The sequence below is a fragment of the uncultured Streptococcus sp. genome, from assembly GCF_963456385.1.
Classification (GTDB): domain Bacteria; phylum Bacillota; class Bacilli; order Lactobacillales; family Streptococcaceae; genus Streptococcus.
Window position 1 is genome coordinate 1 of the sequence record NZ_CAUOLF010000023.1, and the last position, 23,162, is coordinate 23,162.

The 23,162-nt window shown below is 41.8% G+C and carries 24 protein-coding genes and 1 pseudogene; 22 read left to right on the forward strand and 3 right to left on the reverse strand.

From position 1 onward, the window contains the following. The 10 genes and pseudogenes from RP262_RS09265 to RP262_RS09310 all read left to right on the forward strand — a co-directional run. Nucleotides 1-281, forward strand: a pseudogene (locus tag RP262_RS09265) (hypothetical protein); the annotation flags it as partial. 494 nt (nucleotides 282-775) lie between these two features. After that, nucleotides 776-1,564, forward strand: a complete 789-nt coding sequence (locus tag RP262_RS09270) for a YhfC family glutamic-type intramembrane protease (RefSeq protein WP_311154963.1) — start codon at nucleotides 776-778, stop codon at nucleotides 1,562-1,564. Beyond that, the gene (locus tag RP262_RS09275; protein WP_002915637.1) at nucleotides 1,542-1,823 is read left to right on the forward strand and encodes an autorepressor SdpR family transcription factor; all 282 of its coding nucleotides are present in this window, start codon (nucleotides 1,542-1,544) and stop codon (nucleotides 1,821-1,823) included. The genes RP262_RS09270 and RP262_RS09275 overlap by 23 nt, the downstream gene beginning before the upstream one ends. After that, nucleotides 1,810-2,307 carry a DUF1648 domain-containing protein gene (locus RP262_RS09280; protein ID WP_060976303.1) on the forward strand — a complete coding sequence of 166 codons (498 nt, stop codon included), beginning with the start codon at nucleotides 1,810-1,812 and terminating at the stop codon, nucleotides 2,305-2,307. The genes RP262_RS09275 and RP262_RS09280 overlap by 14 nt, the downstream gene beginning before the upstream one ends. Nucleotides 2,308-2,354: 47 nt before the next feature. Continuing rightward, complete coding sequence (locus tag RP262_RS09285; protein WP_268686415.1) at nucleotides 2,355-3,041, forward strand: Crp/Fnr family transcriptional regulator; 687 nt, start codon at nucleotides 2,355-2,357, stop codon at nucleotides 3,039-3,041. A gap of 289 nt (nucleotides 3,042-3,330) precedes the next feature. Then, the gene (gene arcA, locus RP262_RS09290) at nucleotides 3,331-4,560 is read left to right on the forward strand and encodes an arginine deiminase (protein ID WP_002897955.1); all 1,230 of its coding nucleotides are present in this window, start codon (nucleotides 3,331-3,333) and stop codon (nucleotides 4,558-4,560) included. A gap of 50 nt (nucleotides 4,561-4,610) precedes the next feature. Continuing rightward, nucleotides 4,611-5,627, forward strand: a complete 1,017-nt coding sequence (gene argF / locus RP262_RS09295) for an ornithine carbamoyltransferase (RefSeq protein ID WP_002896073.1) — start codon at nucleotides 4,611-4,613, stop codon at nucleotides 5,625-5,627. Nucleotides 5,628-5,793: 166 nt separating this feature from the next. Next, nucleotides 5,794-6,741 carry a carbamate kinase gene (arcC, locus tag RP262_RS09300; RefSeq protein ID WP_311154964.1) on the forward strand — a complete coding sequence of 316 codons (948 nt, stop codon included), beginning with the start codon at nucleotides 5,794-5,796 and terminating at the stop codon, nucleotides 6,739-6,741. A gap of 205 nt (nucleotides 6,742-6,946) precedes the next feature. Beyond that, nucleotides 6,947-8,458 (forward strand): YfcC family protein, encoded by a 1,512-nt coding sequence (locus RP262_RS09305; RefSeq protein WP_311154965.1) that lies wholly within the window; start codon nucleotides 6,947-6,949, stop codon nucleotides 8,456-8,458. 21 nt (nucleotides 8,459-8,479) lie between these two features. Next, nucleotides 8,480-9,817: a dipeptidase gene (locus RP262_RS09310; protein WP_311154966.1), complete on the forward strand. Its 1,338-nt coding sequence runs from the start codon at nucleotides 8,480-8,482 to the stop codon at nucleotides 9,815-9,817. Between the two features lie 138 nt (nucleotides 9,818-9,955). Here RP262_RS09310 and RP262_RS09315 read toward each other — a convergent pair whose 3' ends face one another. The 3 genes from RP262_RS09315 to RP262_RS09325 are packed head-to-tail and all read right to left on the reverse strand — an operon-like array spanning nucleotide 9,956 to nucleotide 11,660. Next, nucleotides 9,956-10,426 (reverse strand): arginine repressor, encoded by a 471-nt coding sequence (locus RP262_RS09315; RefSeq protein WP_002929798.1) that lies wholly within the window; start codon nucleotides 10,424-10,426, stop codon nucleotides 9,956-9,958. A 16-nt stretch (nucleotides 10,427-10,442) separates the two neighbouring features. Next, the gene (gene queA / locus RP262_RS09320) at nucleotides 10,443-11,471 is read right to left on the reverse strand and encodes a tRNA preQ1(34) S-adenosylmethionine ribosyltransferase-isomerase QueA (protein ID WP_311154967.1); all 1,029 of its coding nucleotides are present in this window, start codon (nucleotides 11,469-11,471) and stop codon (nucleotides 10,443-10,445) included. Nucleotides 11,472-11,480: 9 nt separating this feature from the next. Continuing rightward, nucleotides 11,481-11,660, reverse strand: coding sequence for a hypothetical protein (locus RP262_RS09325; RefSeq protein WP_311154968.1), 180 nt, complete (start codon nucleotides 11,658-11,660; stop codon nucleotides 11,481-11,483). Nucleotides 11,661-11,794: 134 nt separating this feature from the next. Between RP262_RS09325 and nagB the strand changes: the two genes are divergently transcribed. From nagB to RP262_RS09385, 12 genes are all read left to right on the forward strand, one after another. Beyond that, on the forward strand, nucleotides 11,795-12,502 hold the full coding sequence (nagB, locus tag RP262_RS09330) for a glucosamine-6-phosphate deaminase (RefSeq protein ID WP_311154969.1): 708 nt from the start codon (nucleotides 11,795-11,797) through the stop codon (nucleotides 12,500-12,502). Between the two features lie 152 nt (nucleotides 12,503-12,654). Continuing rightward, on the forward strand, nucleotides 12,655-14,010 hold the full coding sequence (locus RP262_RS09335; protein WP_311154970.1) for a DUF1958 domain-containing protein: 1,356 nt from the start codon (nucleotides 12,655-12,657) through the stop codon (nucleotides 14,008-14,010). A gap of 94 nt (nucleotides 14,011-14,104) precedes the next feature. Continuing rightward, nucleotides 14,105-15,274: an MFS transporter gene (locus RP262_RS09340; RefSeq protein ID WP_311154971.1), complete on the forward strand. Its 1,170-nt coding sequence runs from the start codon at nucleotides 14,105-14,107 to the stop codon at nucleotides 15,272-15,274. A 116-nt stretch (nucleotides 15,275-15,390) separates the two neighbouring features. After that, entirely contained in the window at nucleotides 15,391-16,353 is a 963-nt protein-coding gene (locus RP262_RS09345) for a competence protein CoiA family protein (RefSeq protein WP_311154972.1), read from the forward strand. A 160-nt stretch (nucleotides 16,354-16,513) separates the two neighbouring features. Then, complete coding sequence (locus RP262_RS09350) at nucleotides 16,514-16,900, forward strand: DUF1310 family protein (protein ID WP_311154973.1); 387 nt, start codon at nucleotides 16,514-16,516, stop codon at nucleotides 16,898-16,900. Between the two features lie 210 nt (nucleotides 16,901-17,110). After that, a complete protein-coding gene (locus RP262_RS09355; protein ID WP_311154974.1) occupies nucleotides 17,111-17,518 on the forward strand; it encodes a DUF1310 family protein in 408 nt (135 codons plus the stop codon). 196 nt (nucleotides 17,519-17,714) lie between these two features. Next, entirely contained in the window at nucleotides 17,715-18,101 is a 387-nt protein-coding gene (locus RP262_RS09360; protein ID WP_311154975.1) for a DUF1310 family protein, read from the forward strand. Between the two features lies 1 nt (nucleotide 18,102). Beyond that, nucleotides 18,103-19,722 (forward strand): hypothetical protein, encoded by a 1,620-nt coding sequence (locus RP262_RS09365; RefSeq protein ID WP_311154976.1) that lies wholly within the window; start codon nucleotides 18,103-18,105, stop codon nucleotides 19,720-19,722. Continuing rightward, nucleotides 19,719-20,093: a hypothetical protein gene (locus tag RP262_RS09370; RefSeq protein WP_311154990.1), complete on the forward strand. Its 375-nt coding sequence runs from the start codon at nucleotides 19,719-19,721 to the stop codon at nucleotides 20,091-20,093. Before RP262_RS09365 ends, RP262_RS09370 begins: the two co-directional genes overlap by 4 nt. A 35-nt stretch (nucleotides 20,094-20,128) precedes the next feature. Further along, complete coding sequence (locus RP262_RS09375; protein ID WP_311154977.1) at nucleotides 20,129-20,437, forward strand: hypothetical protein; 309 nt, start codon at nucleotides 20,129-20,131, stop codon at nucleotides 20,435-20,437. A gap of 162 nt (nucleotides 20,438-20,599) precedes the next feature. Then, nucleotides 20,600-22,402 (forward strand): oligoendopeptidase F, encoded by a 1,803-nt coding sequence (gene pepF / locus RP262_RS09380; RefSeq protein WP_311154978.1) that lies wholly within the window; start codon nucleotides 20,600-20,602, stop codon nucleotides 22,400-22,402. A gap of 1 nt (nucleotide 22,403) precedes the next feature. Continuing rightward, nucleotides 22,404-23,087, forward strand: a complete 684-nt coding sequence (locus tag RP262_RS09385; RefSeq protein ID WP_311154979.1) for an O-methyltransferase — start codon at nucleotides 22,404-22,406, stop codon at nucleotides 23,085-23,087. Nucleotides 23,088-23,162 lie beyond the last annotated feature (75 nt).

A 23,162-nucleotide genomic window follows, 5' to 3' on the forward strand; every position in this document is an offset into this window, starting at 1 on the left:
CTTACCGAGAAATCACCAAGCCAGCTTTTGCCCGCTTCGTCCTTTGGATTGTTCCCTTGACCCATATCATTGTCTATCTTTCTATTTTGTTCTATGCTCTCGATTCTCACTTCAATGTTAATAAGATTGCCTTGATTTTTTCAGGCTTGATGTTTATGATTTCTGGGAATTATATGCCCAAGAAAGTGGTGGTGGAAGAAAAACCAGCGCCGCGTTGGCTAGCCTACCTCTTTATCCTGGTCGGATTGACAGCCGTACTAGTGGGACTCTTTCTTTTGTAAATGAAGTGAAAACAAAGTGCACAGATTGTGCGCTTTTGTTTAGTCTCATTCTGACTCTTTGTCAACTGTAGTGGGTTGATGAGAAGTTATAATCTGGAGAGGACTAAATCAGTCCTCTCCTTTTTGATGTTCAAAGCGATGATTTCTTTATGAGTTCCAGCATCTAGAACATCCAAGATTATGATGTTAGGGTCTTTTATTCCCAGTAAGTTTGTGATAAAATTGAACTGTTCCATAAGAGTCTTTCTAATGATGATTTTGTCGCTTTTCATTATAGGTCTTATGGGACTTTTTTTCTACAACAAATAGGCTCCATCATTCCTACAGTGGTTTTACCCACTACAGAAATTATAGAGCCGTTTTTTATTGCAGTAGAGCTTGATGATTTTTAGATTGAAGTTGTTTAGAAAAAATTCGAAATAGATTTGACAGAAAGAAAGGAAAGATGTATAATCTATTTAGAAAAAAACCAAAACAGTTTAGGAGAAAAAACGATGATTTCCATTCATATCTTGATTGCTATGCTGCTGATTTTAGGGACAGTCCTTGTTCCTTTGGTTTATTTTAAAAAGACCAAGCACATTTCTCTATTAGTCTTTCTTTTAGGGGGAGTCGGTTTTTATTTATCGAGTCAAGTTCTGGAAAATATTTTGCATCGTATCGTTTTACAGCCTCAGGCTGATGGAACTATCGCTTTGCAGACGGAAAATCCTTGGCTATACGTTCTTTATGGTATTGCTGCGGCAGCTATTTTTGAAGAAACAGCCCGCTGGGTCATCTTTTACTGGTTGCAAAAGAAGCGTCCACTGACCTTTAGGGATGGTGTGGCCTATGGCTTGGGTCATGGTGGTATTGAGGCTTTGTTTGTTGGTATTGTCAGTCTCTTAAACTTTTGGGTTATAGCCCAAGTAGTGACTCAGGGGAATGCTCAGACGCTGGCTCAAATTCCTCAAGCAATTATTGACAATGTCCGTTCCATGAACGCTGGCAGCATCTATCTTTTGGCTTTTGAACGGATCTTGGCTATTCTCATTCAAATCCTTCTGACCTTCTGGGTTTGGAAAGCGGTCAAGGAGAAGGCGCCAGTGTATTTTTTAGCCGCTCTGGGACTTCACGCCCTGATTGACTTAGCGCCTGCTCTGGCTCAGGTAGGCTTTCTTCCGCCACTGGCTGTTGAGGCTCTGCTCTTAGTAGAAGTAGTGGCACTAGTCTTTCTGACCAAGAAAATTTTGAAAGTTTACCTGAAAGAAAGGTCTAATCATGGGGATCAGTCAAACGCTTAAAGCTCTAGCTGACCCAGTTCGAAGGGGGATTCTGGAAATGCTCAAGCATGGTCCGAAGTCTGCAGGGGAAATTGCCCAAGCTTTTGAGCTGACGCCTGCGACGGTATCCTACCACCTCTCTCAGCTAAAGAAAGCCGGTCTGCTCATAGAAGAAAAGCAGAAGAACTTTATATATTACAGTTTAGATGTCACTGTTTTTGAAGAAATTCTTGTCTGGTTTCAATCTCTTGGAGGAGGAAAAGAAAATGAAAAAAAATAGTTTTCAAGAATTAGGCTGGGCGCTTTGCGTCATGCTCTTGCCAGTTTTATATGCCATCTGGGTCTATCAGAAGTTACCAGAAAACCTAGCTATTCACTTTGACTTATCTGGAAAAGGTGATTCCTTTTTACCTAAGTTTTTAGTAGTTTCGGCTTTTCCAATTGTCATGATGCTGCTAGAAGTCATGATCTATTGGACAACCATTGCCAAAGATATCTTGAATAGAACCTTTAAGCACCTTATTCGCTGGGTCTTTCCCTTTAGCTTTGTCTTACTCTATATGGCGACTATCTATGGGGGCTTAAATGAGGAATTTGATATCCGTAAAATAGCAGCCATGATGGTTGCTTTGGTTTTCATAATAGTAGGCAATTACTTGCCCAAAAAAGTACAGGCTAACAGAAATCCCATGAATAGAAAATGGGCATACCTCTTTATTTTGTTAGGATTTCTTACTTTTACAGCTAGCATTTTCTATTTGTAAGCGAATTTATGCTATAATGGTATCAAGTATCAAATAAAAGGGTTATCATGATTACCAAGGAGCATTATCAATTTATCCGGCAGCACCCTGCCTTTGTCAATCTGCCAGTGGAGCTTTTCGATAAATTAGCAGTGGAGATTCAGTATCGCAAGATTCCAAAAGGGCAAATTATCTTTTTTGCAGGAGACCGACGAGAGCGCCTTTTTCTCTTGTCTCAAGGCTATGTTCGGATTGAGCAGTATGATTCGACAGACACATTTTCTTATATGGATTATGTCAAGAAAGACAGTGTTTTCCCCTATGGAGGTATGTTTTTTGATGAGCGCTATCATTACACAGCCAGCGCTGTCACCAATGTCGAATATTTGTCCATTCCTATCGATTTGTTTGAAGATTATTCAAAGAAGAGTGTGGATCAGCTGTTGTTCATTACCAAGCGCCTATCGCAAATCCTGGAATTTCAGGAACTTCGTTTGCGCAATGTCGTAGCAGCTAGTGCAAGCGAGCGTGTTATCCAGTCTCTGTCGCTGCTCTGCATGGATTTGTGCAAGGAGGGGGATAGCTTGCCCTTTCCTATCAGTATGAAAGAGTTGGCAAAACTAGGAGCCACAACTCGGGAAACGGTCAATCAAGTTCTGAAAAAGCTCTTGGATGAAGGTCGGATTGAATACGAACATAAAAAATTAACTTTTAAAGAGAAAGAGTATTTTATGAAATACCTTGCTGGAAGCTAATCTATTTTGATTGGCTTCTTTTTTGTCAAATAAATTCAAAATATTCTAATATTAACCATGTACTGATTTTATTTTAAAAAATAAATATTCACAAAAATAATATAATGCATAAAATATTCAAAGAAAACGCTTTAAAGAAGAATATTATAAAAATAGAAATAGAAAAAAGCAAAGGATTTGACATTTGCAATGTAGGCTTTTTCTTGAAAGCGGTAGCATTAAATGCTAGAATAGTACATGTAAACGGGCTTAGAAAAACCTAAACCGCAAAGAAAAAGGAGGATAGTAGATGTCTACACATCCAATTCGTGTTTTCTCAGAAATTGGAAAACTGAAAAAAGTTATGTTACACCGTCCTGGCAAGGAGTTGGAAAACTTGCAGCCGGACTATTTGGAACGTCTTCTCTTTGATGATATTCCTTTCTTGGAAGATGCACAAAAAGAACATGACAACTTTGCTCAAGCGCTTCGCAATGAAGGAGTTGAGGTTCTCTATCTTGAGCAGTTGGCTGCTGAGTCACTGACTTCTCCAGAAATCCGCGAGCAATTCATCGAAGAATATCTGGAAGAAGCCAATATTCGTGGCCGTGAAACCAAGAAGGCTATTCGCGAACTGCTCCGTGGTATCAAAGATAACCGAGAGTTGGTTGAAAAAACGATGGCAGGGGTTCAAAAAGTTGAATTACCAGAAATTCCTGAAGAAGCAAAAGGCTTGACGGACTTGGTAGAATCTGATTATCCATTCGCTATTGATCCAATGCCAAACCTTTACTTCACACGTGACCCATTTGCTACAATTGGTAATGCTGTATCGCTCAATCACATGTATGCAGACACTCGTAATCGTGAAACTCTTTATGGTAAATACATCTTCAAACATCACCCAGTATACGGTGGAAATGTTGAACTTGTTTACAACCGTGAAGAGGATACACGTATCGAAGGTGGGGACGAGTTGGTACTTTCAAAAGACGTGTTGGCAGTTGGTATTTCACAACGTACAGACGCAGCTTCTATCGAAAAACTCTTGGTCAATATCTTCAAGAAAAATGTTGGCTTCAAGAAAGTTTTGGCCTTTGAATTTGCCAACAACCGTAAGTTCATGCATTTAGACACTGTCTTCACTATGGTTGACTATGACAAGTTCACGATTCACCCAGAAATCGAAGGTGATCTTCGCGTTTACTCTGTAACTTATGTTGATGACAAACTTAAGATTGTTGAAGAAAAAGGTGATTTAGCAGAAATCTTGGCAGAAAACCTTGGTGTGGAAAAAGTTCATCTGATTCGCTGTGGCGGTGGCAATATCGTAGCTGCTGCGCGTGAGCAGTGGAATGACGGTTCTAACACCTTGACCATTGCACCTGGTGTAGTAGTAGTGTATGATCGTAATACAGTTACTAACAAGATTTTGGAAGAATACGGCTTGCGTTTGATTAAGATCCGCGGAAGTGAATTGGTTCGCGGTCGTGGTGGACCACGCTGTATGTCTATGCCATTTGAACGTGAAGAAATTTAGGAATCCAGTATTTTACTGAAACTCAAAAAATAGAAAGAGGAAATAATAGAATGACACATTCAGTATTCCAAGGACGTAGCTTCTTAGCAGAAAAAGACTTTAGCCGTGCTGAGTTAGAATACCTTATCGGTCTTTCAGCTCACTTGAAAGATTTGAAAAAACGCAATATTCAACACCACTATCTTGCTGGCAAGAATATCGCTCTCTTGTTTGAAAAAACATCTACTCGTACTCGTGCAGCTTTTACAACAGCGGCTATTGACCTAGGAGCACATCCAGAATACCTTGGTGCTAACGATATCCAGCTTGGCAAGAAAGAATCTACAGAAGATACTGCTAAAGTTTTGGGCCGTATGTTTGACGGGATTGAATTCCGCGGATTCAGCCAACGCATGGTAGAAGAATTGGCTGAATTCTCAGGTGTTCCAGTCTGGAATGGCCTGACAGACGAATGGCATCCAACTCAAATGTTGGCTGACTACTTGACTGTTCAAGAAAACTTTGGCCGTCTGGAAGGCTTGACGTTGGTATACTGTGGTGATGGACGTAACAACGTTGCCAACAGCTTGCTGGTGACAGGAGCTATCCTTGGCGTAAACGTTCACATCTTCTCACCAAAAGAACTTTTCCCAGAAAAAGAAATCGTTGAATTGGCAGAAGGCTTTGCTAAAGAAAGCGGCGCTCGTGTGCTGATTACAGAAGATGCTGACGAAGCAGTTAAAGGTGCAGATGTTCTTTACACAGACGTTTGGGTATCTATGGGTGAAGAAGACAAGTTTGCAGAACGCGTTGCCCTCCTTAAACCTTATCAAGTAAACATGGATTTGGTGAAGAAAGCTGATAACGAAAACTTGATTTTCTTGCATTGCTTACCAGCATTCCACGATACAAATACTGTTTACGGTAAAGATGTCGCTGAAAAATTCGGCGTAGAGGAAATGGAAGTAACAGACGAAGTCTTCCGCAGTAAATATGCTCGTCATTTCGACCAAGCAGAAAACCGTATGCATACAATCAAAGCGGTTATGGCTGCAACTCTTGGAAACCTCTACATTCCAAAAGTATAATCTTACCTAAGAAACCGTCTACCAACAGCTATGAGGGCTGCGACTAATAGCTTTAGTCCGGCCCTCTTTTATATGATAAGAAAAGCTCATTTTCTTATTGAAAATTAAAAAATCTACTAAAATAAATTGGAAGCGCATTCATTAGAGCGCAATTAAGGAGAATTTAATGGCAAATCGTAAAATCGTTGTAGCTTTGGGAGGGAATGCCATCCTTTCATCTGACCCATCAGCGAAAGCACAGCAGGAAGCCTTGGTGGAAACTGCTAAACACTTGGTAAAATTGATTAAAAACGGGGATGACCTTATCATTACCCATGGAAATGGTCCACAGGTAGGGAATTTGCTGCTGCAACAGTTGGCAGCGAACTCTGAGAAGAATCCTGCTTTCCCACTAGACTCTCTTGTGGCTATGACAGAAGGAAGCATTGGCTTTTGGCTGCAGAATGCTTTGCAAAATGCTCTCTTGGATGAAGGTATCGAAAAGAATGTTGCTTCTGTTGTGACGCAAGTAGTAGTTGATAAGAACGATCCAGCTTTTGTCAACCTCAGCAAGCCAATCGGTCCTTTCTACTCAGAAGAAGAAGCCAAAGCAGAAGCTGAAAAGAGCGGAGCGACTTTCAAAGAGGATGCTGGCCGCGGTTGGCGTAAGGTCGTTGCTTCACCAAAACCAGTCAATATCAAGGAAATTGAAACAATCCGTACGCTTTTGAATCAAGGTCAAGTAGTAGTAGCTGCGGGTGGCGGCGGGATTCCTGTCGTCAAAGAAGAAAATGGCCATCTTACTGGTGTTGAAGCCGTTATTGACAAGGATTTTGCTTCTCAACGCTTGGCAGAGTTGGTTGATGCTGACCTCTTCATCGTCTTAACGGGTGTGGACTATGTCTTTGTTAACTACAACAAACCAGATCAAGCAAAACTGGAACATGTGAATGTTGCTCAATTGGAAGAATATATCAAGCAAGAACAATTTGCACCAGGCAGCATGCTTCCAAAAGTAGAAGCAGCTATCGCCTTTGTCAATGGCCGTCCAGAAGGGAAAGCAGTTATCACATCTCTGGAAAATCTGGGTGCTCTGATTGAGTCTGAGAGCGGTACGATTATTGAAAAAGGCTAGACATAGAATTGACTGAAAAGCGATAGCAAGTAATCTCTATTGCTGATGGAAGTCTTTTCCTGAAAATTTTTGATTATTTTCAAAAATACTGGCTTTTTCAATGTTAATATGGTAAAATAGAAACAAAGTAAGCGTTTTCTTGTTTGCTCATACAGGGAAATGTAGGTTCGTAACCTCGTTAAAAAATTTTTAGGAGGGAATACAAATGAGTGAAAAAACAAAAAAAGGGTTTAAGATGCCTTCATCTTACACCGTATTGTTGATAATCATTGCCGTTATGGCAGTGCTGACTTGGATTATCCCAGCAGGGGCTTTTATAGATGGTGTGTATCAAAAACAAGCGCAAAATCCGCAAGGGGTTTGGGATGTCCTGATGGCACCGATTCGTGCTATGCTGGGTACGCATCCTGATAAAGGATCCTTGATCAAGGAAACTACTGCTGCGATAGATGTTGCCTTCTTCATACTCATGGTCGGTGGTTTCCTTGGTGTTGTCAATGAAACTGGCGCTTTGGATGTGGGAATTGCCTCTATCGTTAAGAAGTACAAGGGTCGCGAAAAGATGCTGATTGTTGTCTTGATGCCTCTCTTTGCCCTCGGTGGTACTACCTATGGTATGGGTGAGGAAACCATGGCTTTCTATCCGCTTTTGGTGCCGGTGATGATGGCGGTTGGTTTTGACAGTCTGACTGGGGTGGCTATTATCCTGCTTGGTTCGCAAATCGGATGTTTGGCTTCTACGCTAAACCCATTTGCAACTGTTATCGCTTCAGAGACTGCTGGTGTCGGAACCGGTGAAGGGATTGCCCTTCGTCTCATCTTCTTGGTTGTCATGACTGCTCTCAGCACTTGGTTTGTTTACCGCTATGCAGATAAGATTCAAAAAGATCCGACCAAGTCATTGGTTTACAGCACTCGCGAAGAAGATTTGAAACACTTCAACGTTGAAACTTCTTCATCTGTTGAGTCAACTCTGAGCAAAAAGCAAAGAATTGTTTTAGTTTTGTTCATTTTGACATTTGTCATTATGGTATTGAGTTTCATTCCTTGGACAGATCTCGGTATTACTATCTTTAAGGACGTCAATACCTGGCTGACAGGTCTTCCAGTACTCGGTAAGATTATTGGTTCATCTACTTCCGCACTGGGGACTTGGTACTTCCCAGAAGGAGCTATGCTCTTTGCCTTCATGGGAATCTTGATTGGCGCTGTTTACGGTCTCAAGGAAGACAAGATTATCTCAGCCTTTATGAACGGTGCAGCTGACCTGCTTAGCGTAGCCCTAATCGTAGCAATCGCTCGTGGTATCCAAGTTATCATGAATGACGGTATGATTACAGATACTATCCTCAACTGGGGTAAACAAGGACTCAGTGGTCTGTCATCACAAGTATTTATCGTCTTGACCTACATTTTCTACCTGCCAATGTCCTTCCTTATCCCATCATCATCTGGTCTGGCCAGTGCGACTATGGGAATCATGGCTCCTTTGGGAGAATTTGTCAATGTCAAGGCAAGCTTGATCATCACAGCTTACCAGTCTGCTTCAGGTGTGCTGAACCTGGTTGCTCCAACTTCTGGTATCGTTATGGGGGCTTTGGCACTTGGACGTATCAATATCGGAACTTGGTGGAAATTTATCGGTAAGCTGATTGTAGCTATCATTGCGATCAGTATTGGTCTCTTACTCCTAGGAACTTTCTTACCGTTCCTATAAGCTAGAAGCTGAGGTGATTCCATGAAAAATTTTATAACGGAAGAAGTTAAAGAAGATTTTCTTGAATCTTTGAAAACAATCGTTTCCTATCCTTCAGTACTGAATGAAGGTCAAAATGGAACACCTTTTGGACAAGCTATCCAGGATGTCCTAGAAAAAACTTTAGAAATCTGTCGAGAGTTAGGTTTTACAACCTACCTCGACCCTAAAGGTTATTACGGATATGCAGAAATCGGTCATGGAGCTCAGCTCCTGGCCGTTCTCTGTCATTTGGATGTTGTTCCATCAGGTGATGAGTCGGACTGGCAGGCGCCTCCCTTTGAAGCTACTGTCAAGGATGGCTGGATTTTCGGCCGTGGGGTTCAGGACGACAAGGGACCTTCCATGGCCGCTCTTTATGCGGTAAAAGCATTGCTGGATAGCGGAGTGGAATTTAAAAAGCGGGTTCGCTTTATCTTTGGTACAGATGAGGAGACGCTTTGGCGCTGCATGGCTAGGTATAATCAGCTTGAAGAGCAGGCTGCACTTGGATTTGCACCAGATTCTTCCTTCCCTTTGACCTATGCTGAGAAAGGGCTTCTGCAGCTCAAGCTGGAAGGGCCGGGCTCTGACACTTTAGAGCTCGAAGCTGGTCAAGCTTTTAATGTCGTTCCTGCCAAGGCTTCCTATTCAGGCAGCCTACTAGAGTCAGTCATTGCAGGACTGAAAGATTTAGGTTATGAATATGAGCGAACGGCAGAAGAAGTAACGGTTATTGGCTTGCCCAAGCACGCCAAGGATGCCGCCCAAGGAATCAATGCCATTATTCGCCTAGCTAAGGTCTTGCAGCCCTTGGATTCGCATCCGGCTCTTGCATTTCTGGCTCAGGCGGTCGGTGAAGATGCAACAGGCAGCCATCTCTTTGGTCCTGTGTCTGATGAACCGACGGGCTTTCTTTCCTTTAATGTTGCTGGTCTGACTTTAGCCTCTGACCGCTCTGAGATTCGGATTGACATGCGGATTCCGGTCTTGGCAGACAAGGATAAGTTGGTTGAAAAGCTAGCAGAAATAGCCAGTCAATACGAGCTGACCTATCAGGAGTTTGACTACTTGGCTCCGCTCTACGTACCTTTGGACAGTGAGTTGGTCAGCACCCTGATGGAAATTTATCAGGAGAAAACAGGAGACGACAGTCCAGCTATGTCTTCTGGCGGAGCGACCTTTGCTCGTACTATGTCTAACTGTGTTGCCTTCGGTGCTCTCTTTCCGGGAGCTGATCAGACAGAGCATCAGGTCAATGAACGATTCCGCCTAGCTGATCTGTATCGGGCCATGGATATTTACGCGGAAGCCATTTATCGTTTGGCTACAACGCCTTAAATGCTGATTTTTTAAAATCATTTTCAAATCTTATTTGTACTGCCTTGCTCTAGTCAAGTATGGCTTGCTGATTTACTAATGGGTTTCATTGAGCAAAAATCGTAAATAGAAAAAGCTGAGGCAATTTTGTCTCAGCTTTTATTTACTAAAGAAAAATGGTGGAGTGAATTCTTTGAGCTTCTCAAAGCAGTCCAGAGCACCTTGGTTATCCTCGCAGATAATCAGACAGACGTCATCTCCACAGACAGTAGCTACAATCTGTGGTAGCTCTAAGGCGTCTAAGATGGCACCGAAAGATTGAGCCAACCCAGGCAGGGTTTTCATGACGACTTGATTTTGAACTGGTCGTAGCATGACCAAAGCATCCTCCATATAGAAACGGAGACGTTTTTCCCAACGGGATGGTGCGATGCTATTGATGATATAGTAGGAAGTATCGTTCTCACTGACCTTGACCAGATTGAGTGCTTTCATATCTCGTGAAAGAGTGGACTGGGTTACAATGACGCCGTTTGCTTCCAAATGCTCCTGAAGTTCTTGCTGGGTATGGATTTTTTTCTCCATGATTAAGGAGCGGATGAGACGGTGTCTGCTTTCAATTTTATTCATAAATTTTCACCTATAGTTATTTGATAAACATAGCATCACCAAAGCTGAAGAAGCGATAGCGCTCAGCAATAGCGTGCTCATAAGCTTCAAGTGTTAAGGAACGTCCGGCAAAGGCAGAGACTAACATGACAAGAGTTGACTTGGGCAGGTGGAAGTTGGTTGAAAAAGCATCAACGACCTTCCAATCGTATCCCGGCTTGATAAAAATATTGGTCCAGCCAGAGTCAGCCTGAATCTGCCCCTGGAATTTACTACCAATTGTCTCCAAGGTGCGGATAGATGTCGTGCCGACTGCAATGACACGGCCTCCCTTAGCTTTAACCTGACGGAGTATCTGGGCCGCTTCTTCGGACAGACTGTAAAATTCGGAGTGCATCTCGTGATCATCTAAGCTGTCCACAGAAACCGGTCGGAAAGTTCCCAGTCCGACATGAAGGGTGAGATAGACTAGCTTGACTCCCTTGGCAGCAATCTGCTCCAGCAGCTCTTCTGTGAAATGAAGTCCAGCAGTTGGCGCAGCGGCAGAGCCGTTTTCTTTAGCATAGACAGTCTGGTAGCGTTCGCGGTCTGACAGTTTTTCGTGGATATAAGGTGGAAGCGGCATTTCTCCCAAACTTTCCAAGACTTCTAAGAAAATCCCTTCGTAGCCAAAGCGCACAATTCGGCCGCCGTGCTCAAGCTCCTCTACCACAGTAGCAGTTAAGCGTCCATCACCAAAGGAAATCTGAGTACCTACTCTGAGGCGCTTGGCTGGCTTAGCTAGCACTTCCCAGTCATCTCCCTGAGTATTTTTCAGCAGTAGCAGCTCGACATGGCCTCCTGTCTCAGGTTTGATACCATAAAGGCGGGCGGGCAGGACACGCGTATTATTCATCACTAGGGCATCGCCGGGCTGGAGCTGATCAATAATCTGGTCAAAGTGCTGGTCGGAGAAGGCTCCTGTTTCTTTATCGACCACTAGCAAGCGGGAAGCATCCCTTTTCTCCAAAGGCGTCTGAGCAATCAGTTCTTCAGGCAAGTCAAAATCAAAATCAGCGGTATTCATCGTATCTCCTTATATTGTTTTCATCAGCCAGAGTAGGTAGGCGGCTAGTAGGAAGGGACTAGCTGTAAGTAAGCCACCCAAAATCAAGGTTAAGATCTGCCAGCCTCGCTGTTTTTTCATGAGGAAACTCAAGCTGCAGAGTAAGACTCCGACAAAAAATAAAATCAATAAAACAATCAGTAAAAACATGTCTCTATTATAACACGATTTGCCGCAAAAGGAAGCGAGCACGACTAGAAAGTATGTCTATTTTACATACTTTTTCTTGACAAAAATTGGTCTATACCATATAATAAAATTAAGAAAAGAAGTGGAGGTAGAAAATGAAAATTATTCAAGTGGAAAACCAAGTAGAAGGTGGCAAAGTAGCTCTTGAACTGCTTAAAGAAAAGCTAGCTCAAGGAGCAAAAACTTTGGGGTTGGCCACAGGAAGCAGCCCAGAAGAATTTTACAAGCAGATTGTTGAGAGCGACCTCGATTTCTCAGAGATGATTAGTGTCAATCTGGATGAATATGTCGGTTTGCAGGAGGACGATCCTCAGTCTTATCGTTATTTCATGAATCAACACCTCTTTAATCAAAAGCCTTTTAAAGAAAGCTTCCTGCCCAATGGCGCAGCGAAAGATTTAGAAGCAGAAGTGTCCCGGTACAATCAGCTTCTTACAGAGCATCCAGCTGATTTGCAGATTTTGGGAATCGGTACGAATGGCCATATCGGCTTTAATGAGCCGGGAACCAGTTTCGGCAGTCAGACTCACTTAGTAGATCTGACACCTTCCACCATTCAGTCCAATGCTCGATTCTTTGACAAGATGGAAGATGTTCCGACTCAGGCTATTTCCATGGGGATTGGCAACATTCTCAATGCTAAGTCCATCATTCTCTTTGCTTATGGTTCTGCTAAGGCCAAAGCCATAGCAGGGACTGTTGAGGGTGGGGTGACAGAGGAGCTGCCAGGCAGTGCTCTCCAGAAGCATCCGGATGTTGTAATTATCGCTGATAAGGAAGCACTTAGCTTGTTAAAACACTAAGATTTTAATGTTGTTGCTATAAAACTAGTTTTGCCAGATAAAAAGTCTCTTAATTTCCTATCTATTTTTTTAGGTAGGATTTTTAGATTTATGGTTGACTTTGCGTAAAATATGATATACTAGATAGGTATAATTGTTCTTTGGAGGATCCTGTGAAGAAAAAGCTTTTGTTATTGGGAATTGCGTTCCTAACCTCGTTAGCACCATTAGCTGCTAGGGCTGATGAATTGGTGGATATGGCTAAAAAGATGTATCCGCATGATAATGTTCAGGCGATTAATCGTCCCAAGTCTTCTCTCGTTATTGATGGCAGTACAGGTGACGTTGTCTGGGAGGATAATGTCGATGAGGTGCGTGATCCCGCGAGTATGAGTAAGCTCATGACGCTTTACTTGGTCTTTGAAGCGATTAAGGAAGGAAAAATCAGCGAAAAGACGGTCATTACAGCTACACCTCAGGATCAAGCTACTGCTAATATTTATGAAATTTCTAATAATAAAATTGTTGCGGGTGTAGACTATACCGTATCTGAGCTGATTACCATGACAATCGTGCCTTCATCCAATGCGACAACAGTCATGCTGGCCAATTATCTATCGGATAATGATCCAGATGCTTTCTTGGATCGGATGAACGCCAAGGCTCAAGAGCTGGGCATGACCAATACCAAGTGGTTCAATGCCAGCGGTGCAGCAGCGGTTTCTTTCAAGGGCTATTATAATCCTCAGAATTATGATAATACTCTCAGTAATCAGACCACTGCTCGTGATTTGGGGATTCTGGCTTATAACTTTGTCAATCACCATCCTGAAATTCTAAACTATACTAATAAAGCCAAGGTTACGGTTAAAGCCGGAACTCCTTACGAGGAAACCTTTGAAACCTATAATTACTCCCTGCCGGGTGCTAAATACGCACTCAAGGGCGTAGATGGCATGAAGACAGGCTCTAGTCCTAACGGTGCTTTCAACTATATCGCGACCATTAAGCGTGGAGATCAGCGCATGATTGCTGTGATTATGGGAGTCGGTGACTGGTCTGACCAAGACGGTGAGTATTACCGCCATCCTTTTGGTAATGCTTTGATTGAGAAGGCTTATGCGGACTACGAGTACAAAAAACTCTTATCCAAGGGTGAGCAGGAGATTGATGGACAGAAATATAAGCTGCCTGAGGATTTCTACGCTACTGTTAAAAAGGGAACCGAGCCTAAAGTCAAGGTTGAAAACAATGTTCTCAAGGCTGAAAATGGCTTGAAGACCTTATCTAGCAAGATCTCTGATGAAATGAAAGTCGAGAAAGTTGAGAATCCAGTTGCTCAGGCTATTGAAAATGTGACTGGCAGCAAGTCGGAAAGTAAGCCTTGGTATGGTGTGTTCTTCAGCGATAAGATGTTAATTCTGTTGCCTGTTGGCATCCTGTTAATCATTCTGTACTTTGAATACCGCAGTCGTCAAAAGCGCAAGGCTGCAAAGCAGGAACGTCGCAGAAATACAGATGTTGAATAAAGGGAATGTCCTCTGTCACATACAAACGGAATGACTTTCCAAGCTAAAACTCAGTTCTTTTGCTGAGTTTTCTTTCTGCCTTAAGGAGATTTTCATGCGAAAAAAGTTTCACAACAGCTATCTGGCTCATTTTTTACTCTTTAATTTTTTCTTTCTAGCCTATTCTCTTTTTTCGACTCTGATATCAGTCTATATGCAGGACTTAGGCTATTCTAATGCTCAAGTATCGCTAGTAGTGTCGTCTTCCTTCTTTGCTTCTATGCTGGCCCAGCCAATCTTTGGAGTACTCAGCGATGCATTGGGCATTAAAAAGATCTTCCTTTTTAGCTTTCTAGTTATGATGGTTGGGGCTGTATTTTTCATGAAAGCGACTCAGCTTTGGCAGTTACTGGTCTGGTATAGCCTAGTTCTCATGTTGGTTAACGGGGTCAATCCAGTCATGGATGTTCTTGCGGCTCAAAGTCCTTATACTTATGGTAAGATTCGGATTTGGGGAACCATTGGCTATGCCTTAGGCTCTCAGCTGGCTGGTCTAATCTATCAAAGAGTCGCACCGCAGGCTATTTTCCCAGTCTTTATTGGTATGATGATTATCAGCAGTCTAGGACTTTTGGGAATCCAGCCCAAGCACGACCGAGCAGCCCTAGATAAAAAAGACATTCACAAGCAGACAGGTCTGGGGAAGCTCTTGACCAACAAAACCTATCTCTTTTACCTGCTGTTGGTCGCCCTTTATTCAGGGGTGGGGAATACTGGTCATACCTATATCCCGGCCATGCTACAGCATAGTGGCTTAGAGGTAGATATGGCTTCGACTGTCGTTGCCTTATCAGTTCTGGTTGAAGCGCCTTTTATCTTTTATTCCTATCTTTTTATGGACAAGATTTCGATGAAAAAGCTTCTTTATATCTGTCTGGGAATCATCTTTCTCCAGTACAGCGTTTATGCCTTGGACCTAGGTTTGATTTCGAAAATCGGGATGACTCTCCTTTCCAAGCACGTGACGGGCATGGTTTTGATTATGGTGACCCTGAAAATCGTAGCCAGTTTGGTCGATGAAAAATACCTGGTAACAGCCATTGCTCTGGTCCAGACAGCCCGCAGTCTAGGCACCATTCTCATTCAAAATCTGGCCGGCCATTTTCTGGACAATTGGGGTTACGAAGGAATGAACCTCTTTCTAGCAGCAGTTATCTGTCTAGTCTGTCTCCTAGCCCTCTTTCTAAAATTGCCAGAACGAAAAGGAAATCAGTTATTTGGATAATGAAAAACGAGTCGGAGAGATGTTCTCTTGACTCGTTTTTTTGATGGTGTAGATCTTTTCTCTTTTCTTTTGCGAATATTTTAGTAAAAGAGAGAAATTTTAGAGGGGGCTAGGATATGTTTGTGGCGCGAAATCATAAGGGGGTTTTGTGTAATGCTCTAGAGGAGAAGATTGAGAAGGGGGCTGATTTTGTCTGCCCAGCTTGTTCGGGGGCAGTCCGTTTTAAAAAAGGTAAAGTTATGCAGCCGCATTTTGCGCATGTTTCGCTAGAAGAGTGTCGTTTTTATAGGGAAAATGAGAGCGCTGAGCACCTCAACCTTAAGGCAGAGCTTTTTCGCTGGGCTGACCATACAGAAGAAGTTGAGGTGGAGGCTTTTTTGCCTGCTCTGCAGCAAATTGCTGATTTGCTAGTTGATGATAAAAAACTGGCGCTTGAAGTCCAGTGCAGTCCCCTAAGTATAGAACGACTGCAGGAACGGACGCTTTCCTACCGCCAGCATGGCTATCAGGTCCTCTGGCTCTTGGGGCGAAAACTTTGGCTCAAGGATTCCTTAACCCGCCTGCAGAAGGATTTTCTCTATTTTAGTAAAAATATGGGCTTTCATCTATGGGAGCTGGATCAAGAAAAGCAAGTTCTGCGTCTCAAATACCTGATTCACGAAGATCTGCATGGAAAAGTCCAACACAAGACTAAGAACTTTCCCTTTGGTCACGGTCAGCTTTTGGATATTTTGCGTTTTCCCTTTCAAAAGCAGGAGATGAACAGCTTTCTGGCCCAGCAAGATCCGCAGATCTGCAATTATATCCGTCGTCAGCTTTATTACCAGCAGCCTAGATGGATGCGGTTGCAGGCCCAGCTCTACCAGAATGGCGATAATCTCTTGACTAAGACTGCAGAGGATTTCTATCCACAGGTTCGGCCGATACAGGCTGCCTTCTTCTGTCAGATAACTAATGACCTGACTGGCTATTACCAGCAGTTTGAGACCTATTATGCCAATCTCCAGCAAAAAAATTTGCAAATTGTTTATCCACCGGCTTTTTATGAGATGATAAGAGAAAATGCTAAGTATCGTTAGTTTCCCATTGATGAAGCCATAAACTTTTAGCTATCCTTTCAGTTTTAGAATATTTTAGAATCCTGTATAATATAATAAAGTAATAAGTTAGACAGTTAAAAATTCTAAATCGTGCTAATTCAGCTAGCTTTAGCAAAGATGAGAAGCGAAAGGGGCCATTGTGAAGAAAATATTTGTCATTTTTCTGAGTATCATCGTGATCAGTTCAGCTATGTTGTTAGGAGGCTGCAGTATGCTAAATAGTCGGTCAGAACAAGAAGAAATGATTCAGATTGCGGAGAGTAAAAAGATGAAGAAAACCTTGGAAAAATTTCTCAAAAGTTTAGATTCTAAAGCTTTAACATCAGAAGGAAAGATTAAATCCTATGAAATTCAAAAGGATCAGTTAGAATATAATCCAATGGGAGGGATAATGATTCAAATGTTTATTAACGGAGATAAGAATATAAGTTTAAGTGTAACAGTAGTAGAAGATTCAACTACTGGTAACTATGAAATTGCCACAAATTCAAGAAGTCCGAAACTTAGTGATCTATTGGTGAAATAGAATACATAGTCTCCGTGTCTCAAATTTACAACAGTATAAAAGATGATGGAGAACGAGTTTTTGTCTTTATATCTCTTTATCCGTAGTGGCGCTCTCGCAATGTTAAAAAAATAGTATAAAAATGATAATATCAAACATTAATCCAAATCCATTTTCCCATTTTCGTTAAGGCATCAGCTTTAGTAAAGATAACAAGCGAAAGGAGCTATCATGAAGAGAATTTGTGTCATCTTTCTGAGTATCATTACGCTCAGTTCAGCTATGTTCTTAGGAGGTTGTAGTATGCCAAGCAGTCGGTCGGAAAAAGAAGAAATGATTCAAATTGCAGAAAGTAAAAAGATTAAGAGTGTTATTGAGGAAGGGCTGAAAAAGATTGACCCTCAAGCATTAACACCTGAAGGGAAAATTAAAAGTTATGAAATTAATAAAAAGTCTCTAACTCAGAACCCAATGGGAGGATTAATGTTTGATTTAATCATTAATGGTGACGAGGAAGTAACACTAGGATATGTCATTACAGAGGACGAAAATGGGAAATTTCACAGAGATGGGACTGTGTGGTCACCGAAGCTTATAGAACTAATGGATGAAGAAAATGTAAATAGCAATGAAGAATAAGACTTTTTCTTCATAACTTCCTAGCAATGATTGCGCTATGATAAAGCATTTTATATTTATGAATCTTTGATGATTCCGCTTTCATATTCTTTGGGAAAATAGTATAATAATCAATATAAAACATTAATCTAAATCTAGTTTCCCATTTTTGCTAAGGATCCAGCTTTAGCAAAGATGAGAAGCGAAAGGAGCCACCATGAAGAAAATTTTTGTAATCTTTTTGAGTATCATCACGCTCAGTTCAGCTATGTTTTTAGGAGGGTGCAGTATGGTAAACAGTCGGTCAGAAAAAGAAGAAATGATTCAGATTGCGGAGAGTAAAAAATCTAAGAGATTGATTAAGCAAATGTTAAAGAAGAAAGATCCTGAAGCATTGACAGAAAAGGGAATAATCAAAAAATATACAATAAACGAAAAAAATCTTGAGTATAATCCCATGGGAGGTTTAATTGTTGAGCTTATAATCAACGATGATCCTGACTTGACAATTACAACAACATTAACGGAAGATTCTAATGGACAGATGGAGTATTCTGGATACGTAATTTCTGGTGAACTCGCAAAGAAATTCAGAGGAGAATAATATGACATATGATGAATCATTTAGTGATAAACAGAAAGTAAAAATTGCCTTACAAGAATATGAGATAAAACGTGTTAATCAAGAAATTGAACTAAGTGACGAAACCTATGTTGGAACCGTCTCCCAAATTTACGATAATGTAAATGGTCATGAAGAGCAGGTCTATGTGCTAACGAATAAAGAAAGTGGCTTAACAGAAGCTGAAATCAAAGACTCTAATGGGAGTTTGCGTGGTGCTGTTCCCTACTCAGCTTCGGATGCTGAGCGTGCTCAGGTGCAGGATGTGACAGTCATGATGCAGGGCTCTCAGACCAAGACGCACACTCCTAAGTTAATCCACGATACAGTTACGGATTGGCTGCCTACAGACTTTGTGACGGCATCTCACCGTCTGGGACCTGTAGGCGCAGTAGAATATGCTACCCCTTTTGTTTATCGTCATTCAAAAAATATTATTACTCAAAAAAGCCGAGAAGAATTAGATAAGGCAGATCGAGATGTAAGTAATAACATAGGAAATGTAGTAGGATTCTTTAATAAAGAAGCTGGTCAAGCTGTGAAGCAGAGCCTTAATTCTTTCAATAAAAATCCTTTCAATGAGCTGAGGAAGAATGTTATATCAAATCTTGCAGGTGTTTCTGGCGGAACTTTCACGACAGGAATTGCTGCACCGAATATTTTGGTAGCTGCTAGTTATCTCAAAAAGACACAAGAGTTTCCTCCGGCTCAGTTTAAGGATGCGGCTAAGCATCTTAAGGAAACCATTCGTAAGTACCCTAATGCCAAGATTGATCTTTACGGACACTCTTTGGGTTCTATGGATATCCAGTATGCTCTATCCACCCTGACAGAGGAGGAGATGCGCCATATTGGCACAGTCCATATCTACAATGGCCCTAATATCTATCCTCTCTTGCCCAAGGAACAGCAGGCACGACTGGATAGCGCTAAGTATAAGATCTTTAATCATATCGACCATAAGGATATCGTCAGCTTAGGCTACAGCTTATCTGGCAGTGAAAATGCTGCTGGTATTGTACATCATATTGCGACTGTCGAAAAGGAAATAGGTGCTCAGCATATGATGGAGGGCTATATCTACGATAAAAATAAAAATTTTGTGCTTATGGATGGGACAGGAAAGACGACTATCAAGGATACCATCAAAGCCAATATGATTCCTTACCAGAATATGAAGAAGTATCTGTCTAAGGGTGGATTTAGCAGTAATGAAAAGATTTATCTGGACAGTGTTCAAGCCCAGGCAACTGTTCAAAATTTAGTAAATGTGATCAAACTAGGCTATGACACTTTGCAGCAGGCTAGAGATCGGGTTGTTAGCGAAGCAGAAAAGCTAGCAGAGCAGTTGGAAAAGGTTCCTCAGGGCTTCAGTCTTAGTCCAGATGAGGTGGCTGCAGCCTATCAGGCTGGAGGTGCAGATTATCAATCATTGGTCGCATCTTTGCAAGAGCACTTTTATATTCGATTGTCTAAATTTCAGATGCTTCGAATTACCTTTAGCGTTTTGCAAGGTCAGATTGAAGCTGGTATTGAGTTGTTGCTGGCTAGGGATCAAACATTAGCAGGAGATTTTGAGCAATGGAACCAAATCAATCAATGAAGCAGGATATAGCTAAAAAAGAAAAAGAGTTGGAGGAGCTTTACTCAGAACTTCAGCGAGAACGTTTGAAGATTGATAAAGAACGAGATATCATCCTATCTAAGAAAAAAGCTTTTTCCGTCATGCTACAAGAAGAGTATGAAATGGCGACTGCTATTTTACGGAAACAAGAAAGGGACACTAGTATCGAATGGCAAGCTCTAAATCAGTATATAGAATCCTATGATATGTTGGCGGAAGAGGCTAGCAGCGAGGAACTGAAAAATCTTGATCTAAAAGATGAGAAAGTTTTGGAAACATTCTCTAAGCAGAGACGCCGTTTAGAATGGGAAATTGAAGATAGCTATTCTCATCTTCGTGATTATAAATAAATCTGCTGTTTAGAGTAGAGGAAAGGAAAAAGTCTATGTTTATATCAGAAATAGCTTCAACACCAGTAAAAAATTACTTTTCACCATCTAAAACATCTGATTTGGCAGAAATCAGGAAAGCAATAGAAAAGCAAATTATAACGAATGTTTTAGCTCCTCTTTTGTTAGCTCAAAAAAGCAGTCTTCAAAGCAATTATGATACTCTTTTTACCGATGTCGCAAAGACTGTTCAGGAGAGCGTGAAAGTAGCTGCAGATCAGATAGATAGCTCGATGAAAGGGAAATTTTCTAAAAAAGTTGTAAGCGTTATAGACAACAGCAGTACGAAATTTGAAGAAATTTAGCAATGAACTCTTTGGAATCTAATTTTTGTTTGGTCAGGAATTAGGTTCAAAGAGTTTTTTTTAAAACTAAGTCAGTCTGCCTAGCTACTATGTGATTTTGGTACTTAAGTTTTATAAAAAGTGGAATTTTGTGATAGAATAGGGAAGTCGGAGGATTTTTTTATGGCAAAACAAAGAAATGAAATTGAAGAAAAATATACTTGGGATTTGAGTACTATTTTCCCAACAGATGAAGCCTTTGAAGCGGAGTTGGCACAGGTTTCAGAAGAAGTGAAGAAAGCAGCTGGTCTGGCTGGGCATTTGCTGGATTCAGCGGACAGTCTCTTAACAACGACTGAAGTGCAGTTGGACTTGATGCGTCGTATTGAAAAGCTTTATTCTTATGCTCACATGAAGAATGACCAAGATACACGTGTGGCTAAGTACCAAGAGTATCAGGCTAAAGGCATGACTCTTTACAGCGACTTTGGTCAAAGCTTTGCTTTCTATGAGCCAGAATTTATGGCGATTACAGAAGAGCAGTACCAAGCTTTCTTGGCTGAGCAGCCAGCCTTGCAGCAGTATCAGCATTATTTTGACAAGCTTTTGAAAAAGAAAGCTCACATCCTGACACAGCGTGAAGAGGAGCTATTGGCTGGTGCTGGTGAAATTTTTGGTGCAGCGGGCGAAACCTTTGCTATCTTGGATAATGCGGATATTGTCTTTCCGATGGTGCATGATGAAGATGGAAATGAAGTTCAGCTCAGCCACGGTAACTATATCACCCTGGTCGAGTCTAAGAACCGAGAGGTCCGCAAGGAAGCTTACGAGGCTCTCTACAGCGTCTACGAGCAGTATCAGCATACCTATGCTAAGACTCTGCAGACCAATGTCAAGGTTCACAACTACAATGCGAAAGTCCGCAAGTTCTCATCTGCCCGTGAAGCGGCTTTGTCAGCTGACTTTATTCCAGAAAGTGTTTATGACAGCCTAGTTTCAGCTGTCAATAAGCATTTGCCTCTTTTGCAGCGTTATATTGCTTTGCGAGCGAAGATTTTAGGCATTTCTGACTTGAAGATGTATGATATGTACACACCTTTGTCAGAGACAGACTACAAGTTCACTTATGAGGAAGCCTTGGCTAAGTCTGAGGAAGTTTTGGCTATTCTGGGTGAGGATTATTTGAGCCGAGTGAAGACAGCTTTTTCAGAGCGCTGGATTGATGTTCATGAAAATCAAGGCAAGCGCTCAGGGGCATATTCTGGCGGTTCTTATGACACCAATGCCTTTATGTTGCTCAACTGGCAGGATACGCTGGACAATCTCTTTACCTTGGTGCACGAGACAGGCCACAGTATGCATTCCAGCTACACCCGTGAGACTCAGCCTTATGTCTACGGAGACTACTCTATCTTCCTAGCTGAGATTGCTTCAACGACTAATGAAAATATCCTGACAGAGAAGCTCTTGGAAGAAGTAGAAGATGATGCTACCCGCTTTGCTATTCTCAATCACTTCTTAGATGGCTTCCGAGGTACGGTCTTCCGTCAAACCCAGTTTGCGGAGTTTGAGCACGCTATCCACAAGGCTGACCAAGAAGGTCAAGTTCTGACCAGCGAGTTTCTCAATGAACTCTATGCTGATTTGAATGAGAAATACTTTGGACTGAAAAAAGAAGACAATCCGCAGATTCAGTATGAGTGGGCACGCATACCTCATTTCTACTACGATTACTATGTTTTCCAATATTCAACAGGCTTTTCAGCGGCTTCTGCCTTGGCTGAAAAGATTGTCCATGGCAGTCAGGAAGACAAGGACAAGTATTTGGACTATCTGAAAGCTGGGAACTCTGACTATCCACTCAATGTCATCAAAAAAGCAGGGGTGGATATGGAAAAAGAAGACTACCTAAATGCTGCTTTTGCTGTCTTTGAGCGTCGTCTGGATGAATTCGAAGCCTTGGTAGAGAAGTTGGGACTGGCATAAGATGGTTGAGACTTATAATCAAAACTCTAATCCCAATATGCGCCGTCCTGTGGTCAAAGAGGAAATCGTAGACTTTATGAGACAGCGTCTCCAGCCAGTTACTGGTGGACTCAAGGAACTAGAGGATTTTGCCAGAGCTGAAAATGTGCCCGTGATTCCCCATGAGACAGTGGCTTACTTCCGCCTGCTACTCGAAAGTCTGCAGCCAGAGAAGATTTTAGAAATTGGGACTGCTATTGGTTTTTCGGCCCTTTTGATGGCGGAACATGCTCCTCAGGCTCAGATTACGACCATTGACCGCAATCCAGAGATGATTGAGCTTGCTAAGGCTAATTTTGCCAAGTATGACAGCCGTCAGCAGATCGCCCTGCTGGAAGGTGATGCTATGGATTTGCTTGATACACTGGAGGATTCTTACGACCTTGTCTTCATGGACTCTGCCAAATCCAAGTATGTGGTCTTTCTGCCCCAAGTCCTCAAGCGCCTTAATCCTGGTGGTCTGGTACTTATTGATGACGTCTTCCAAGGCGGAGATGTTGCCAAGCCTTTTGAGGAAATTAAGCGTGGTCAACGGGCTATTTACCGAGGACTGCACAGCCTTTTCGATGCAACTTTGGACAGTCCAGATTTAACTTCCAGTCTGCTTCCCTTAGGAGATGGCCTGCTTATGATTAGAAAAAAATGACATCTCTGATTTTTTCCTAATTTCCAAAAATTTTTAGTAAAATTTAAGATATCAATTCAAATTTGTGCTACAATA